Origin of the sequence: Finegoldia sp., assembly GCF_046991905.1 — a bacterium.
Classification (GTDB): domain Bacteria; phylum Bacillota; class Clostridia; order Tissierellales; family Peptoniphilaceae; genus Finegoldia.
Genome location: NZ_JBKWZF010000013.1, coordinates 1 through 17,804 on the forward strand (window position 1 = coordinate 1; position 17,804 = coordinate 17,804).

At 31.4% G+C, this 17,804-nt stretch carries 18 protein-coding genes and 1 pseudogene; 17 read left to right on the plus strand and 2 right to left on the minus strand.

Going from position 1 to position 17,804, the window contains the following annotated elements; genetic code table 11:
- The 12 genes from ACLUJM_RS06745 to ACLUJM_RS06800 all read left to right on the plus strand — a co-directional run.
- Positions 1–576: L-threonylcarbamoyladenylate synthase (locus ACLUJM_RS06745; RefSeq protein WP_412412496.1), on the plus strand; the 576-nt coding region annotated here is incomplete at its 5' end.
- A 44-nt stretch (positions 577–620) separates the two neighbouring features.
- The gene (upp, locus tag ACLUJM_RS06750) at positions 621–1,250 is read left to right on the plus strand and encodes a uracil phosphoribosyltransferase (RefSeq protein WP_294684069.1); all 630 of its coding nucleotides are present in this window, start codon (positions 621–623) and stop codon (positions 1,248–1,250) included.
- Positions 1,251–1,329: 79 nt separating this feature from the next.
- Positions 1,330–1,641 carry a hypothetical protein gene (locus ACLUJM_RS06755; RefSeq protein ID WP_294684070.1) on the plus strand — a complete coding sequence of 104 codons (312 nt, stop codon included), beginning with the start codon at positions 1,330–1,332 and terminating at the stop codon, positions 1,639–1,641.
- The gene (locus ACLUJM_RS06760; protein ID WP_294684072.1) at positions 1,641–3,581 is read left to right on the plus strand and encodes a V-type ATP synthase subunit I; all 1,941 of its coding nucleotides are present in this window, start codon (positions 1,641–1,643) and stop codon (positions 3,579–3,581) included. The genes ACLUJM_RS06755 and ACLUJM_RS06760 overlap by 1 nt, the downstream gene beginning before the upstream one ends.
- 9 nt (positions 3,582–3,590) lie before the next feature.
- Complete coding sequence (locus ACLUJM_RS06765; RefSeq protein ID WP_294684074.1) at positions 3,591–4,067, plus strand: V-type ATP synthase subunit K; 477 nt, start codon at positions 3,591–3,593, stop codon at positions 4,065–4,067.
- Positions 4,068–4,078: 11 nt separating this feature from the next.
- On the plus strand, positions 4,079–4,633 hold the full coding sequence (locus tag ACLUJM_RS06770) for a V-type ATP synthase subunit E (RefSeq protein ID WP_304066209.1): 555 nt from the start codon (positions 4,079–4,081) through the stop codon (positions 4,631–4,633).
- Positions 4,634–4,641: 8 nt separating this feature from the next.
- Entirely contained in the window at positions 4,642–5,640 is a 999-nt protein-coding gene (locus ACLUJM_RS06775; protein WP_294685135.1) for a V-type ATP synthase subunit C, read from the plus strand.
- Complete coding sequence (locus ACLUJM_RS06780; RefSeq protein ID WP_294685134.1) at positions 5,633–5,944, plus strand: V-type ATP synthase subunit F; 312 nt, start codon at positions 5,633–5,635, stop codon at positions 5,942–5,944. Before ACLUJM_RS06775 ends, ACLUJM_RS06780 begins: the two co-directional genes overlap by 8 nt.
- Before the next feature lie 13 nt (positions 5,945–5,957).
- Positions 5,958–7,721 (plus strand): V-type ATP synthase subunit A, encoded by a 1,764-nt coding sequence (locus tag ACLUJM_RS06785; RefSeq protein ID WP_294685133.1) that lies wholly within the window; start codon positions 5,958–5,960, stop codon positions 7,719–7,721.
- Positions 7,721–9,109, plus strand: coding sequence for a V-type ATP synthase subunit B (locus tag ACLUJM_RS06790; RefSeq protein WP_294685132.1), 1,389 nt, complete (start codon positions 7,721–7,723; stop codon positions 9,107–9,109). Before ACLUJM_RS06785 ends, ACLUJM_RS06790 begins: the two co-directional genes overlap by 1 nt.
- Positions 9,109–9,759 carry a V-type ATP synthase subunit D gene (locus ACLUJM_RS06795; protein WP_294685131.1) on the plus strand — a complete coding sequence of 217 codons (651 nt, stop codon included), beginning with the start codon at positions 9,109–9,111 and terminating at the stop codon, positions 9,757–9,759. The genes ACLUJM_RS06790 and ACLUJM_RS06795 overlap by 1 nt, the downstream gene beginning before the upstream one ends.
- A gap of 94 nt (positions 9,760–9,853) precedes the next feature.
- Positions 9,854–10,588 (plus strand): YaaA family protein, encoded by a 735-nt coding sequence (locus ACLUJM_RS06800; protein WP_412412497.1) that lies wholly within the window; start codon positions 9,854–9,856, stop codon positions 10,586–10,588.
- Between the two features lie 55 nt (positions 10,589–10,643).
- Here ACLUJM_RS06800 and ACLUJM_RS06805 read toward each other — a convergent pair whose 3' ends face one another.
- Positions 10,644–11,489: a helix-turn-helix transcriptional regulator gene (locus ACLUJM_RS06805; RefSeq protein WP_294685129.1), complete on the minus strand. Its 846-nt coding sequence runs from the start codon at positions 11,487–11,489 to the stop codon at positions 10,644–10,646.
- On the minus strand, positions 11,482–11,904 hold the full coding sequence (locus ACLUJM_RS06810; protein ID WP_294685128.1) for a Fur family transcriptional regulator: 423 nt from the start codon (positions 11,902–11,904) through the stop codon (positions 11,482–11,484). Before ACLUJM_RS06810 ends, ACLUJM_RS06805 begins: the two co-directional genes overlap by 8 nt.
- Before the next feature lie 118 nt (positions 11,905–12,022).
- Between ACLUJM_RS06810 and uraA the strand changes: the two are divergent.
- The 5 genes and pseudogenes from uraA (at position 12,023) to ACLUJM_RS06835 (ending at position 17,743) form a co-directional block, all read left to right on the plus strand.
- Positions 12,023–13,280: pseudogene (gene uraA, locus ACLUJM_RS06815) on the plus strand (uracil permease).
- Positions 13,281–13,359: 79 nt separating this feature from the next.
- Positions 13,360–14,061, plus strand: coding sequence for a response regulator transcription factor (locus ACLUJM_RS06820; RefSeq protein ID WP_294685126.1), 702 nt, complete (start codon positions 13,360–13,362; stop codon positions 14,059–14,061).
- Positions 14,054–14,941: a sensor histidine kinase gene (locus ACLUJM_RS06825; RefSeq protein ID WP_294685125.1), complete on the plus strand. Its 888-nt coding sequence runs from the start codon at positions 14,054–14,056 to the stop codon at positions 14,939–14,941. Before ACLUJM_RS06820 ends, ACLUJM_RS06825 begins: the two co-directional genes overlap by 8 nt.
- Positions 14,942–15,033: 92 nt before the next feature.
- Entirely contained in the window at positions 15,034–15,798 is a 765-nt protein-coding gene (locus ACLUJM_RS06830; protein ID WP_412412498.1) for an ABC transporter ATP-binding protein, read from the plus strand.
- Positions 15,788–17,743 (plus strand): ABC transporter permease, encoded by a 1,956-nt coding sequence (locus ACLUJM_RS06835; RefSeq protein WP_412412499.1) that lies wholly within the window; start codon positions 15,788–15,790, stop codon positions 17,741–17,743. The genes ACLUJM_RS06830 and ACLUJM_RS06835 overlap by 11 nt, the downstream gene beginning before the upstream one ends.
- Positions 17,744–17,804 lie beyond the last annotated feature (61 nt).

A 17,804-nucleotide genomic window follows, 5' to 3' on the forward strand; every position in this document is an offset into this window, starting at 1 on the left:
TCACCAACTAATGCACAAGATGTGTATAGTGATATGCAAGGTGAGATTGAAATGATTTTGGATGGAGGAAGTTGTAACATTGGAATTGAATCCACTGTTGTCGATTTGACGGAGAAACCGTACACCATACTTAGACCTGGTTTTTACACAAAAGAAGATCTGGAAGAATATTTGGATGAGGTTGTGTACGATAAATCATTAGTTGATTCTAACACTATTCCAAAATCACCAGGACAAAAATACAAGCACTATGCACCTAAAACAAAACTCATAGTAATCAAAGGAAACATGGATAACATACAAAGTTATGTTAATAGCTTGGGAATAAATACCGACGAAATTGGATTTATACTGTGTGAAGAAACTGCAACGAATGTAAATTTCGAAAATGTAAAAATAATTTCAAAAAGAAATGATTATTTGAATTTTGCACACAATATCTTTTCTTACCTCAGGGAGTTAGATAAATTAAATTATAAATTATTAATTTGTGAAGGGGTAATTGAACAAAAAATGGGTATAAGTATAATGAACAGGCTTAAAAAATCTTGTGCCAATAACATAGAATTAATTTAGTATGTTATAATAAAGAGTATAAAGTTTATTTTATAGGAGGAATTATGAGTAAAGTAACTGTATTTGATCATCCGTTGATTAAACACAAATTAACAATTTTACGTGACAAAAGCACGGGAAGTAATCAATTTAGACAGTTAGTTTCTGAAATAGCAACTTTAATGTGCTATGAAGTAACAAGAGATTTTAAATTAGAAGATTGCGAAGTAGAAACTCCGATAGGAAAAACAACAGGACAAACTTTAAGTGGTAAAAAGTTGGGAGTAGTTCCGATTTTAAGAGCTGGTTTGGGAATGGTTGAAGGATTTTTGAGTGTGCTACCAGCAGCAAAAGTTGGACACATTGGTTTATATAGAGATCCAGAAACTTTGAAACCTGTTGAATATTATTGTAAATTACCAAAAGATGTAGAAGAAAGAGATATCATCGTTGTAGACCCAATGCTTGCAACAGGTGGTTCTGCAGAAGCCGCTATCACTTTCTTGAAAGAACATGGTTGCAAGAACATCAAATTGGTAAATATAATTGCTGCTCCAGAAGGAATCAAAATGGTTCAAGAAAAGCATCCAGATGTTGATATATACGTTGCAGGTCTTGATGAAAAATTAAACGAGCACGGATATATCGTACCAGGATTAGGAGATGCAGGAGACAGATTATTTGGTACTAAATAGCTTTAAGCTTTTAGTTATATACTTATGGTTTTAGAATATATTCTTATTCTAAAACCATCTCTAATTAGGAGGTGAAACAATGTCAGATACTGCTATATCAAAAATAAAAGAAGCTGAAGAAAAGGCTAAGCTTATTGTCGATGAAGCTAATGAAAATAAAAAACGCATTTTAGAAGATGCAAAATCAGAAGCTTCGCAAAAATACGATGAAATTATCAACGAAGCACAAAAAGTTCGAAATGAAAAATTAGAATCTTCTAAGAACAAAGCGATAGAAGAATCAAAGGAACTTGAACAAAAGGCTAAGTTGAATAACGAAAGTATTAAAAGCATCGACACTGATACAGTTGAAGGACTTGTAAACAAAATCGTTGAAAGGATAGTGAGTTAATGGCTATTGTAAAAATGAGCAAATTTGATTTGTTTTCATTTGATTATGATAGAGAAAAATTACTCGAAAATCTTCAAAAGTTTAATTATGTTCATATCGATGAGAAGAAGTTAGAAGAAGATAATCAATATGTAAAGAATTTAGATAATTCTGAACAAATTGTTAGCACTAGTGAAAAGCTTACCAAAGTAAAATGGGCTATAGATTTGCTTGAAAAGTATTCGGAAAAGCACAATAAAATTGACGAACTAAAGCAAGGTAAGAAAACATTTAGACTAGAAGAACTTACAAAAAAAGCTCTTGATTTTGACTTCGGTAAGCATTACAAAGAGCTTTCATCATTGGACAAACAACTAACTGAACTCGATCAAAATAATCAAACTTTGAATCAAAAAAAATCTGAATTAATTCCATGGGAAAAATTGGACTTGGATATTTCAAAGATTGATGATTTCAAAAGAGTTAAGGTGGTTACGGGAACTGTAAGTGATAAATTCATCGATCAGTTAAAATTAAACACAAAAGACATTGAAGATATTTATATCGAGGAGATTTCTCGTAATTCAGGTTTTGTGTACTTGCTTGTTATCGCTAAGGACTATAAGAAAGCTTCAGATATTCTTAGGGATAATGGATTTGTAAACATTAATATTAAATCACATGGATTTGTAAAAGATGAAATTAAAAATATTGATGAACAAATAAAAACAAACAACGAGCAATACAAGAAAATCGAAAATCAAATTAAATCAAAAACAGATTTGACTGAACAATTTAAGATTTATCATGATTATCTGGAAAACAATAGCTTGAAAGAAGAAGCTACTAGCAAGATTAAGAAGACAGATAAGATTGATATAATCGAAGGATATATTCCTTCTGATAAAGAAAAAGATTTTGAAAATCTGCTACAAAATTCATTAAATAATAAGTATTATTTAGAGATGAAACCAGCGGATAAGGATGATCCAAATGTGCCTATTATCCTTAAAAACAGAGGATTTGCAAAAGCTTTTGAAAGTATTACTGGAATGTATTCATTGCCAAAATACAATGAGGTTGATCCAACACCATTATTGGCACCATTCTATTGTTTCTTCTCTGGAATGATGATTGGTGATTTAGGATATGGATTGATAGTATTTTTAGCAATATTAGTGGCACTCAAGGTTTTTAATCTTGATGAAAAGAAAAAGCAATTCTTGAAGTTCTTTATGTTCATTTCAATTGCTTCAATGTTCTGGGGATATATTTACGGATCATTCTTTGGTGGAATAGTACCAATGACACCAATCATTGACACAAGTAAAAATGCTATGACTTTAATAGTTTTATGCTTAATCTTTGGTTTTATACATTTATTCTTTGCATTGGGAATCAAGGCTTATATGTTGATTAGAGACCACAAGCCTTTAGATGCATTTTATGATGTAGGACTATGGTATTTAATTATTATTAGTATATTAGTTTTACTAATTGGAAAGTCGTTAGCATTACCAGCTATGGCGTTGACTATTGCAAAATGGATTGCTATAGCATCGGCTGTTGGAATAATTCTTACAGCGGGAAGAGATGCTAAAAGTATTGGTGGTAAACTTGGATCAGGATTATATTCGTTGTACGGGATTTCTGGATGGATTGGAGATTTCGTATCTTATATGAGACTTATGGCTTTAGGTTTATCAGGAGCATACATTGCAGTAGCAATTAACATGATCGTAAAAATGATGGCAGAATCAAGTGTTATAGGATTTATTTTTGGACTTATCGTATTCGTGGTATTCCAAGCATTTAACGCATTCTTGTCTTACTTGTCAGCATATGTTCACTCTGCAAGATTGATTTTCGTAGAAATGTTTAACAAGTTCTACGAAGGTGGAGGAGTGCCATTCAAGAAACTTATAACAGAATCAGAATATTTTAACATAACAAACAAATAGGAGGATATTATGGAAAAATTCTTTTTAGAAAACGGTGGATTAGTTTTAGGAGTATTATCAGTAGTAATAGCAGTTTTGTTCTCAGGTATGGGATCTGCTAAAGGTGTAGGTATGGCAGGGGAAGCTGCAGCAGGAGTAGTTATTGAAGAACCAGAAAAATTCGGTAAATCATTAGTACTTCAATTATTACCAGGTACTCAAGGTTTATACGGATTCGTAATTGGTATCTTAATTTTATTCAAATTAGCTGGTGGAAATATTTCATTGGCTCAAGGATATGTTTACATCGCAGCTGCATTGCCAGTAGGTGTTGTAGGATATTTCTCAGCAATCGCTCAAAGTAAGGTAGCAGTTAGTGGTATCAATATCTTAGCAAAGAATGAACCTCAACAAGCAAAAGGTATTATTTATGCCGTAATGGTTGAGTTATATGCCATCTTAGCATTTGCTATTTCATTCTTATTAATGAACCAAATCCAAGCTTAGTGGTGATTTAGATGTCTAATTTAGATAATATAATTAATGAAATTCTTGAGGATGCAAAAAAAGAATCTGAAGAGATTCTTAAAAATGCAAACCAAGAAAAAGAAAAAATCATTGAAACTAAAATAGACCAGGCTAATCAAGAAAAAGATACAATATTAAAAAAAGCAGAATCTGAGGCAAAAGGTGTTTATGACAGACATTTATCTCAAGTTGTTTTGAAATCAAGAGATGATGCACTTTTTGCAAAACAAGAAGTAATCGATAGTATTTTACAAAAAATTAAAGATAAATTAAAGAATATGTCACTTGAAGATTATAAAAAATACCTAACAAATAGTTTATCCAAAATGGATTTGAATAGTGATGATTTGTTAGTATTACAATCTGATAAGTATGATAGTTTGAAGAACGAAAGCTTTAATGTAAAAATATCAGATGAAACTGTTGATAGTGGATTTTGTATTAAAAGAGGTAATGTATTAATCAACAATAATTTTTCTTCACTGGTCGATTCAATGAAAGATGAATTGGAAGTAGAAATTGCAAAAACTCTTTTTAAGAAGTAGGTGATAATATGAAAAAAGAAGATTTCATACATCAATCTGCTATAACTCGTGTCAAAGAAAAGGAATTATTGACTAAGAATGATTATGAAAGACTGATAGATGCTAGTAACTTAGAGGAAACGGTAAGATTATTATCAGATTCAGTATATCAATCAGAATTCGCAAAGCTGGATAATTACAAGAATTATGATATAGCTTTGAAAAACGAGTTAAAAAAGACGTATAAGTATATGTATGATATGAGTAGTTTCCAATACCCTGTCGATTTAATGGCATTAAAATACGATTATCATAATTTAAAAGTGCTAATAAAAGAATATCTAAAAGATGAAGATTTTTCTTCTATGTTAAGCGATATAACTAGAATTGAATTCAAAAGTATGAGAAATTCTATTAAGGAAAACGTGGATACTGAAATGAAACATTTTGATAAAGTTATTAAAGAATCCATCGCTGATTATGAAGAAAACAAAGATCCTCAAATGGTAGATATATATGCTGACAGAGAGTATTTTGTGGAGACATCAGAAATAGCAAAAGAAATTGATTCAGATTTGATAAATGAATATGTTGAAGATTTAATAGATTTTACAAACATCAAAACTTTACTTAGAATTCAAAATCAAAAGAAAAGTTTAGAATTTTTGAAAAAAGTTATTATTCCTAACGGAAGTATTGAATCTGAAAAATTCGAAAGTGAATTGCATTCTGAAATCACTGAAGATAGTCCATTATTCAAGCAAGCTAGAATTTACTATTATGTGAAGGAAGCTATCAGTGAATACAAGAAGTCAAATAGTTTGTCTGGTTTTGAAAAAGCTATGGACGATTATTTGATGGAAAAAATCAAGGAAATTAAGAAGGTTACTTATGGACCTGAGGTTTTATTTGGATATTTATTTGCCAAAGAAACTGAAATTAAAAACTTGAGGATTATCTTTGTAGGAAAGATTAACTCATTGAAACCTGATTATATCAGGAGTAAGTTGAGGTTAAGTTATGCGTAAAAAAGTAGCTGTAGTAGGTGATAGAGATTCTGTGTTGGTTTTTAAGGCTTTGGGAGTAGATGTTTTTGAATCTATTGAAAGCAGTGATGCTAGAAAAACAGTTGATAGACTAGCAAAAGAAGACTACGGTGTGATTTTTATTACTGAACAAATAGCAGAAAAAATCAAAGAAACAATAGACAGATATAATGATAAAGTTTCACCAGCTATTATCTTGATACCTTCTAATCAAGGTAGCTTGAACATTGGAATGAACAGAATCAATACCAATGTCGAAAAGGCTGTTGGAGCGAACATTTTGTAAAGGAGAGCTTATATTGAAAGAAGGTAAAGTATTAAAAGTATCCGGACCTTTAGTAGTTGCTGAAGGAATGGAAAACGCAAGCGTATATGACGTGGTTGAGGTTTCAGACGATAAGCTCATTGGAGAGATTATTGAAATGAGAGGCGATAAAGCCTCAATTCAAGTATATGAAGAAACAACAGGAATTGGACCTGGAGATAAGGTTGTGTCTACAGGACACCCACTTTCAATAGAATTGGGACCTGGTATATTGGAGCAAATGTTTGATGGTATTCAAAGACCATTAAAATCATTGCAAGAAAAAGCTGGAGACTTCTTATTAAGAGGAGTTAGTGCTCCATCTTTGAACAGAGAAAAGAAATGGGAATTCAAGCCTGTTAAGTCTGTTGGAGATGAAGTAGAGCCAGGAGACATTATTGGTGAAGTTCAAGAAACTGAAGTAATTGTTCACAAGATAATGGTTCCAGCTAATGTATCTGGTAAAATCAAATCAATTGAATCTGGAGAATTCACTGTTGATCAAACAGTTTGCGTTGTAGAACAAGATTCTAAAGAGACAGAAATTAATATGATTCAAAGATGGCCTGTAAGAAATGGTAGACCTTACAAAGAAAAGGAAGATCCAATCAGACCATTGATCACAGGTCAAAGAGTTATCGATACATTCTTCCCAGTTGCAAAAGGTGGTACTGCAGCAATTCCAGGACCTTTCGGTAGTGGTAAAACAGTAGTTCAACACCAATTAGCTAAATGGGCAGACGCTGAAATAGTTGTGTATGTAGGTTGTGGAGAACGTGGTAACGAAATGACAGACGTTCTTAATGAATTCCCTGAATTGATTGACCCTAAGACTGGACAATCATTGATGAAGAGAACAGTTTTGATAGCGAACACTTCAAACATGCCAGTAGCAGCCAGAGAAGCAAGTATCTATACTGGAATTACAATCGCTGAATACTACAGAGATATGGGCTATTCGGTAGCGATGATGGCTGACTCAACATCAAGATGGGCAGAAGCTCTTCGTGAAATGAGTGGTAGACTTGAAGAAATGCCTGGTGATGAAGGTTATCCTGCATACTTGGCATCAAGAATTGCTGATTTCTACGAACGTGCTGGTAAAGTAAAATGTTTGGGTAGTGATGGAAGAGACGGTTCATTGACAGTTATAGGTGCGGTATCTCCTCCAGGTGGAGATATTTCAGAACCAGTTACACAATCTACACTTAGAATTGTAAAAGTATTCTGGGGATTGGATTACGCATTAAGTTACATGAGACATTTCCCAGCAATAAACTGGATTAACTCTTACTCATTGTATCAAGATAAGATTGATGAGTATTTGGATGCAAATGTAGATGGTAATTTCTCAGATTACAGAAAGCAAGCGATGAAGTTATTACAAGAAGAATCATCATTACTAGAAATAGTAAGATTGGTTGGTCGTGATTCATTAAGTGATGAAGATCAAATCAAACTTGAAACTTCAAAATCTTTAAGAGAAGATTTTCTTCAACAAAACGCATTCCACGAAACAGACACATTCTGTTCATTGGACAAGCAAGCAAAAATGTTGGATATTATCCTAACATTCCACAAGGAATCCTTGAAAGCTTTGGAAGAAGGAGCTTATGTTTCTGAAATTTCAAAACTTTCTGTAAAAGAAAAAATTACACGTGCTAAAAATATTCCAGAAGATGAATTACAAAGATTTGATGAAATTAAGCAAGAAATTAAATCACAAATTACCGATTTAGTTAATGGAGGTGAACGTTAATGATTAAAGATTATAATTCAGTAACAGAAGTAGTCGGACCATTAATGGCGGTAGAAGGTGTAGAAGGCGTAAAATACGACGAACTTGTTGAAATAGAATTACAAAGTGGAGAAAAAAGACGTGGTCGTGTTGTAGAAATAGACCATGATGTAGCGATGGTTCAAGTATTCGAAGGTACAAAAGGAATTAACTTACAAGAAACAACAGTAAGATTTTTGGGTAGACCTTTGGAACTTGGAGTATCTGAGGATATGATTGGTAGAGTATTTGACGGGTTAGGAAGACCAATAGACAATGGACCTAAAATCATTCCAGAAGATAAAGTGGACATAAATGGTTCATCTATCAACCCAGTATCCAGAGACTATCCATCAGAATTTATCGAAACAGGTGTATCCACAATTGATGGTTTGAATACTCTTGTTAGAGGACAAAAACTTCCTATATTCTCAGGTTCAGGTCTTCCTCACAACAAATTAGCTGCTCAAATAGCTAGACAAGCAAAAGTTTTGGGTAAAGACGATAAATTCGCCGTAGTATTTGCAGCGATGGGAATCACTTTCGAAGAAGCTCAATATTTTATCGGAGATTTCAACAAAACAGGAGCCATCGACAGAGCAGTATTGTTCATGAACTTAGCAGATGACCCCGCAATCGAAAGACTTTCCACTCCAAAAATGGCACTTACTTGTGCGGAATTCTTGGCATTTGAAAAAGGCATGCACGTTTTGGTAATCATGACAGACATGACAAACTACGCAGAAGCACTTCGTGAAGTTTCTGCAGCCAGAAAAGAAGTTCCAGGTCGTAGAGGATATCCAGGATACTTGTACACTGACCTTGCGACTTTATATGAAAGAGCTGGTAGAATAGTTGGAAGAGAAGGATCTATTACTCAAATTCCTATCTTGACAATGCCAGAAGATGATATTACTCACCCAATACCAGACTTGACAGGATACATTACTGAAGGACAAATCATTCTTTCACGTGAATTATACAAAAAAGGATATGAACCTCCAATCAATGCTATTCCATCATTATCAAGACTTAAAGATAAAGGTATTGGTAAAGGCAAAACAAGAGAAGACCATGCAGATACAATGAACCAAATCTATGCTGGATATGCATCTGGACTTGATGCAAAACAATTATCTGCAATCCTTGGAGAATCAGCTTTGAGTGAATCAGATAAAGCATTTGCGAAATTTGCAGAAAGATTCGAAAGAGAATATGTAGATCAAGGTTATTATACTGATAGATCTATCGAAGAAACTCTTAATATTGGTTGGGACTTATTAAAAGAAATCCCACGTACTGAATTGAAGAGAATTAAAGATGAATTAATAGATAAATATCTTGGAAATGGTGAAGGGACTGATGAGTAATGGCAAGACTCAACGTCAATCCAACAAGAATGGCTCTTTCGGAGCTGAAAGCTAGACTCAAAACATCTACAAGAGGTCATAAGTTATTAAAAGACAAACAAGATGAACTTATGAGACAATTCATCGATATGATTAAGGAAAACAAAGCATTGAGAGAAAAAGTTGAAGAAAAACTCCAAAACTCTTTCAGTGATTTCCTAATGGCAAGTGCAATAATGAGCCCAGAGTTTTTGGATGAAGCGGTATCTGTTCCTAAAACAAAGGTAAATGTCGATATCGAAACTAAAAACGTAATGAGTGTAATTATTCCACAAATGAAATTCTCTCGTGAAGGTGAAGCAGATTCTAGCGAAATTTATCCTTATGGATACGCTCAAACATCACAGGATTTGGATTTGGCAATTGATTCATTAAATTCAGTAATGGATGACATGCTTGAATTGGCTCAAATCGAAAAAGCTACGCAATTAATGGCGGATGAAATTGAGCAAACCAGAAGAAGAGTAAATGCTTTGGAATATAGAACAATTCCTGATTTGGAAGAAACAATTAAATATATCAGAGCAAAACTTGATGAAAACGAACGTGCTAATATCACAAGACTTATGAAAGTCAAAGATATTATAGCAAAACAAGAAAACGAAGCATAAAAATAAGACTGGGTAAAATAATTGTAGAATTAGATTACTCAGTCTATTTTTGTGGTAATATGTTCATAACACTATACATTTAAAAAGGACAAGTATGAAAATTATAATTTCACCAGCAAAAACTTTTAAAATCAGAAAAATGAGAAACATGCACACCAATTGTTTGTTTGAAGATAAGAAAAACCAACTGGTTTTAATGATAAAAACTAAATCTGTAGAAGAACTAAAAATGATATGGGAATGCTCCGATAAAATAGCCAATGACAGTTATAATTTATATCAAAAATTCGATTCTTCCGTTAAAGGTTCTGCAATTGAAAGCTTTTACGGAATTCAATACCAATACATGGATATAGATTCATTAAAAGATGTAGAAATTGAATATCTTGAAAAACACCTTAGAATATTATCGGGACTATACGGAATTCTTCGTCCTCTTGATCAAGTTGCAAGATACAGATTGGATTTTGAAGATAAGATTATCAATATGTATGATTTCTGGGAAGATGAAATAAGAAATTATTTTAAAGGTGAGAAAATAATTGATTTGGCATCAAAAGAATACGGACAAAATATTTACAAATATTTGGATATTAAGCCTTTGAGAATTGAATTTAAAGAAGAAACATTGAAAGATGGATGTATTAAGCTGAAAACAAAAGCGACTTCGTCAAAAATTCTCAGAGGTAGAATGGTAAATTATATGGCAAAGAACGATATCGTAGAAATTAATGAATTGAAGAATTTTTCAAGTGATGGATATAGTTTTTCTGATGAATTCAGTGATGAAAACAAGTTCGTGTTTGTAAAATCATTAATCTCTGAGTAGTTTGAAATAAAAATAGACTTTGTTTTTAAATTTAAGGTAATAAATAAAACAAAGTCTATTTTTTTATTTTTTTGATTTTTGTTTTGTATTTGTTGCGATAATCATTAGGAGTTACTTTAACAATTCTACGAAATGCTTGGTCAAAATAAGACTGTGAGTTGAATCCACAAAGCTTAGCTATATCATTGATAGGTTTGTTTGATGTTTTCAACAATAACATCGCGGATTCCATTCTTCTGTTTAGCAAAAACTGCATAGGAGTTTTACCGTAATCATTTTTAAATTCATGAATCAAATGTGACTTCGATACCCTGAATTTTTTTGAAATAGAGTCCAATGTAATTTCTTGATTGAAATTTTCATAAATGTAATCTTCAACATGTTTTGTAAATGAATCTTGTGAAGGATCATCCATTGTGAACTTTAAGTCGCCGCGTCTTTGAATTTCTGTGATTAGAATACTGATTAAGCATGAACAAACCCTTTGATATCTGAATCTTTTGTACTTAGCTTCTTCAAGAATTTTATTAATATAATATAAAATAACCATATCACGGTCGTTGATGTGATTGTGTTTGATACTAAGCACTGCCTTATCTTTTTGTTCTGTATCAAATGATACTTCTGAGATTGCCAAAGTATAAAATTCAAAAGTTTCTGAGTGCGAAATTTCTGTGATTTTGGAACCTTGGTTTACTATTAATACATCAAATGGGAGAATTTCTATTTTTTTATCGTTGACAATAAAAGTTCCATTGCCTTTTAAACAATAATACATTTGATAAAATGGAAGAATTCCTCGTTTGATTTGTTCGTTCATTTGTAAATTTGTTTTGGAAATGAAAAGTAATTTTATATACAAATCATCTCTAGGTTCAATCTTATAAAATTCACTATTCATTTTCTTTATCCAAGCAATCTTTGCATATTCCATTTATTAGAATATTTGTAGTAGTAACTTTAAATCCATTTAAATCAGAACTTTCGATAGCTTTGTCAGCGGTAAAGTTGTAAATTTTCCCACACTTATCACACTTGAAATGACCATGTGTTTCTGTAGTTATATCATATCTTAACTCTGAATTATCGATGTTAAGTTCTGATACGATTCCAGCTTTTACGAAAATTTTAACTGTATTATAGATAGTTGTTCTGGATAATGTCGTTAGTTTTGGAGCTAGGTAATTATAAATATCATCAACTGTTGGATGAATATGATAAGTTTCCAAATAATCCAAGATTACTATCCTTTGATATGTAGGTTTGATACCATTTTCTAATAATTTGGTTTTCAAATAATTTCCGTTGTTTTCCATAATAATTTCCTTTCAAATAACGCTTTTTATTATATCAGTTAGAATATATACAAGTCAAACTACTTGAAATATAAGTGAGTTCAATGTAGAATATATAGGATAAAAAAAAGGAGGATTTATGAAAAGAATTATTGGAGTAGACGAAAAAGTATCTCCTAAGATGCTGATACCTCTAAGTATACAACATACTTTTGCTATGTTCGGGGCAAGTGTATTAGTACCTATAGTTTTGGGGATCAATCCTAGTATTGTTCTACTAATGAACGGTATAGGAACTTTGTTATTTTTTTTTGATTACAAAAAGAAAAGCACCAGCGTATTTGGGAAGTAGTTTTGCTTTTTTGGGGCCTGCAACCATTATTATTGGTCAATCGGGTTTTCGTTATGCACAAGGAGCTTTCGTGGCAATCGGACTTATAGGGTGTATTCTAGCATACATAATTTATAAATTCGGAACAGACTGGATTGATGTTGTTTTACCACCAGCTGCGATGGGAAGTGTTGTTAGCTTGATAGGATTTGAACTTGCACAAGCGACTGTTTCTGGTGGGAAAATTGGCGCAAATATCATGACAGAAACTAGAACTACAAATGATGTTATAGTTTTCTTGGTTACTTTGTCAGTGGCTATTTTAGGTTCAGTTTTGTTCAAAAAATTCTTAGCTACAATACCGATATTAATCGCAATTATAACAGGTTATATTGTCAGTGTAGCATTAAAAATGGTTGATTTCACACCAGTAATGCAAGCATCATTATTTACATTGCCTAAATTTCAGCTTCCGATATTTGATTTGAAATCAATAATCACAATGTTACCAGTAATATTGGTAATTACAAGTGAACATATTTCTCACCAAGTAGTTACAAGTAATATTATCGGAAGAGATTTATTAAAAGAACCTGGTCTTCATAGATCCATTTTTGCAGATAACTTCTCAACAGCATTATCTGGTTTGATCGGTGGAGTGCCTACTACAACTTACGGTGAAAACATTGGAGTAATGGCAATTACAAAAGTTTACTCAGTTTATGTAATAGCTGGAGCTGCTTGTATATCAATTTTAATGGCATTTATAGGACCATTATCAGCACTTATTTCATCTATTCCTGGAAATGTAATAGGTGGAGTAACATTCTTGCTTTACGGAATGATTGGTACAAGTGGTATAAGATTATTAGTTGACCAAAAAGTAGATTACTCACAATCCAAAAACTTAATATTAACATCTGTAATATTCGTAACTGGACTTTCAGGATTGAAAATAAACTTCTTGGGAGTATCATTATCAGGAATGGTTTTAGCATCAGTTGTTGCAGTAGTGTTAAGCTTATTATTCTATGTATTTGATAGATTGGGAATAATGAACGATTAGTAAAAAAAAGTTAGTGAACTGTTTTCGGCTCACTAACTTTTTTATTGGGAAATGAATAATATCATTTTTTTGCGAGTTTATGTATAATTTTAGTATGAAGGTTTTAATTATAGAAGATGATAAGATAATTTTACAATCACTTAAAAAGTATCTAGAAAATTGGGAGTACGAAGTATTCACAAATTCTGGAATAGATATAATGGAGGATGTCAAAAAAATTAATCCAGATATAATTTTGATGGATATTATACTTCCTAGTTTTAATGGATATTTTTGGTGTGAGAAGATAAGAAGTGAAACAGATATTCCGATAATTTTCATATCTTCTAAATCAGAAGATTTGGATATAATAATGGGAATGCAAATGGGAGCAGATGATTATATTACAAAACCGTTTAATTTTGATGTACTAATGGTGAAAATAAATGCCATAATGAAGAGATATTACGGAAATAATACAATCAAAAGTGTCTTAGATTTTAATGATACTATACTTTATATTAACGAATTTAGATTAGAATATAAAGGCAAGGACACTAATCTTACCAAAACAGAAATGCTTATTATGAAGTCATTATTTGAAGCTAAAGGAGAAATTGTAACTAGGGAAAAACTTATGGACAAGTGTTGGCAGAATGATTTTTTTATAGATGATAATACACTAGCAGTAAACATCAATAGGATTAGAAAAAAACTACACAAACTTGGGTTGGAGAACTTTTTGTTGACGAAGAAATATTCTGGTTATTATTTAAATCAAGAAAGTGAAAGAAATGGATAAATTAAAAAGTTTTATTAAGAAAAACCTCAATTCTATTATATTTTTTATTTTGATGCATGCAGTGTTTTTCATTGTTTTATTTTTGAATAATGTGAACATAAAAATATTTTTACAAGCATTTCAAATATGTTTTTTAGTATTTGTGATTTATCTGATAATAAAATATTTTGATTTTCAAAAAAATTTAACAAAAGACGAACGAATTCGTGATTTGGAAACACAGATAGAAACGTTTAGAAATCAGTATATTACTTGGCAAAAAGACATCCAAGAATATTTTTCTATGTGGGTACACCAGATTAAAACTCCGATAACCTGCTTGGAAATTTTGACAGAAGATAATACAGAAATGAAAATGCAACTTAAATCAATCGACAATTACACGAATATGGCTATAAATTATTTGAAGCTAAATTTGCACGAAAAAGACATGGATATAAGCGTTGTCGATGTGGATAATTTGCTGAATATTTTAGTCAAAAAATACTCACTTTTGTTCATCAACTCACATATTAGTTTGGATTTTAGAAAAAATGGCTTAAAATGCATCACTGATAGCAAATGGCTTAGTGTTTTATTGGAGCAAATCCTCTCTAATGCAATTAAATATTCTGAAAATTCACAGATTATCTTAGATTCATTCAAAAAAGATAATGCTGTTGTGATTTTAATAGAAGATCACGGAATAGGAATTCCAGAAGAAGATATCAATAGAATTTTTGATAAAGGATATTCTGGATTTAATGGAAGATTAAAACAAAAATCAAGTGGTTTGGGATTGTATTTGGCAAAGTCTATTGCAGATAAACTGGAAATAACATTGAAAGTCGACTCTGTGGTAGGTCAAGGTAGTAAATTTTATATAATTGTGAATAACTAATCTTACAAATTTGTAAGATTGGATGATTTTTGTTAGTTTAGATAAATGCTACTTTTTCTAAATTCATTTAACATATAGTTATGGAGGGTGTTATGAATATTTTAGAATTAAACAACGTAAGAAAAGTATACAAAACGAAAAATGTAGAAACAGTAGCATTAAAAGATGTGAATTTTTCTGTAGAAAAGAATGAATTTATAGCAATAATGGGGGAATCAGGTTCAGGTAAAACAACTTTACTTAATGTAATATCAACATTAGACAAGCAAACTAATGGCAAGGTTGTGTTAAATGGCAAAGATATATCCACTTTAAAAGAATCGGAAGTTGCAAAGTTCAGAAGGGAAAAGCTTGGATTTGTATTTCAAGATTTTAATTTATTGGATATTTTCTCAAACAAAGACAATATATTTTTGCCAATGGCACTTTCAGATTATAAGCCAAAAGAAATGGAGCAAAGATTGTCTGAAATTCAAGGTTTGTTAGGAATTGAATCTTTTGTGGGCAAATATCCTTATGAGATTAGTGGTGGACAAAGACAAAGAATTGCGATTGCAAGAGCTTTGATTACAAAGCCAGATTTGATATTGGCAGATGAACCTACAGGGGCATTGGATTCAAAATCATCAGAAATGATACTTGATTTATTCACAAAAATCAATAAATTAGGACAAACTATATTGATGGTAACTCATTCTGTGAAGGCAGCTTCGTTTTCTAACAGAGTAATATTCATAAAAGACGGCGTTGTGTTCCATGAAATTTACAAGGGAAATAGCGACAACAAAGAATTTATGGAGAGAATTAATGAGTCATTGACTGTTATAAACAATCGAGGTGTAGATAATGAATTCTAAGTTATCTACAAAATTTGCTCTCAAAAACTTAAAAGCAAACAAAATTGTAAATATTCCATATATTTTGTCAACAAGTATTATGATGGCGATTTTGTTCATAATGATATCTTTATTAGATAACAAATATGTTATGCAACAAGACGAATTTGGAACGATAATAGTATTCGGATCGATTATAATATCGATATTTACATTTGCGATTATTATGTATGCGAATAGGTTTTTGATAAAAAGAAGATTTCAAGAATTTGGATTGTATCGTGTTTTTGGATTGGAGAACAAACACATCAATAGAATTTTGCTAAAAGAAAAGTCGATATTTTTTGTGATTATTTCAATCCTAACAATTGTTTTTGGGATTACATTAGGAAAAGTATTGTTCTTGGCAGTTGGAAAATTGATGCAAGAAAATTTCAGTATAATGCAGTTTGGAATCTCAACCAAAGCAATTATATTATCACTTACATTTAATCTTGTAATTAGCGTTTTAACATTCATCTTCGATATATTGAATATAAAATCTGCTACAACTAGGGATTTATTTGCAAAAGGACAAAAATCGGAATCTGAACCAAAAGTCAAAGTAGTATTTTTCATTCTAGCAATAATTTTAACTGCAATTGGTTATTACATTGCGTTGACAATCGAAGGAAGCTTAGAAAGTTTATTGATGTTTTTCGTGGCAAGTCTACTTGTATTGTTTGGAACGTATTTTGGTTTTGTTGCAGTAACTATTTTTGTACTAAAAATGATAAAGAAAAACAAGAATTTCTTCTACAAATCGAAAAATTTTATTACAGTTTCTGGAATGCTTTACAGAATGAAATCAAATGCAGTCGGATTAGCTAGTATTGCAATTTTGTGCACAGGAGTTGTAGTATCGTTGTCGACTACAATGGCGATCTACAACAGTGCAGAAAAAGTTGTCGATTCAACGGTAAATAGAGATTACAAATTGACTGGGACGATTACACCAGATAAGAATTTTTCTAAAAATATCGAAAAAGAAAAAACTAGATTGAAAAATATGATCACAGAAAAAACAAATCCTAAAAATGATTATTATCAAGTGAGTACAATGATGTTTGCAAACCTTGAAGGCAATAAATTTTCAAAAATGGGAAAGAATAATACTAAGCCTGTCTATATAATGATACAAACTTTGGATTCATTTAACAATGAATTTTCCAAGAATTATTCTTTGAACGACGGAGAAATTTTATTGAATTCAAATTATATGAAATATATAACATCAGATAAGATAACTTTAGGAAGTGCTGATTATAAATTCAAAAAAATCGATGAGCTTGAAGGAAGAAATATTGCTGTGGATATGTTTTACGTCGTAGTGAAAACTGATGAGGATTTGGTAAGATTTTGCAATGATTTCAAAATGCCAATGAAAAATGATGCAGGATATAAACCATTAGAAGTAGCGGTATCTTACTTTTTAGATTCGGACAAAAAACTAGATGGAAAAGAATTTATCTCAAAAGACAATTCTCTTCAATTTGTATCTAGACAAGAAACAAAGTCCGCTGTGTACACTATGTTTGGAGCATTCTTGTACATTGGGTTCATCATAAGTTTTGTATTATTAATTGGAACTTCTATAATTGCGTATTACAAGCATTTGTCAGAAGGAATTGAAGATAGAAAAAACATTCAAACTATGAAAAAAGTTGGACTGTCAAACAAAATGATAAAAAAGACATCATCACAACAAATTTATTGGATGTTCTTCCTACCGCTTTTTGTGGCAGTTATTCACTCTGCTGTTGCATCAAAAATGTTGTATCAATTATCGGGATTGTTCGGGGTAAGAAGTATATCTGAATTTGCGATTCCATTTGCAATATCAGTAGCTATAATAATTGTGGTGTATTTCATAATATTTAAAATAACAAGTAACGTCTACTATGATTTGGTAAGCGAAGAAGAATAAACTGGAGGAAACTCCGGTTTTTTCGTTGTGTGTTTTAAAAAATAATGATTTCGTGATAAAA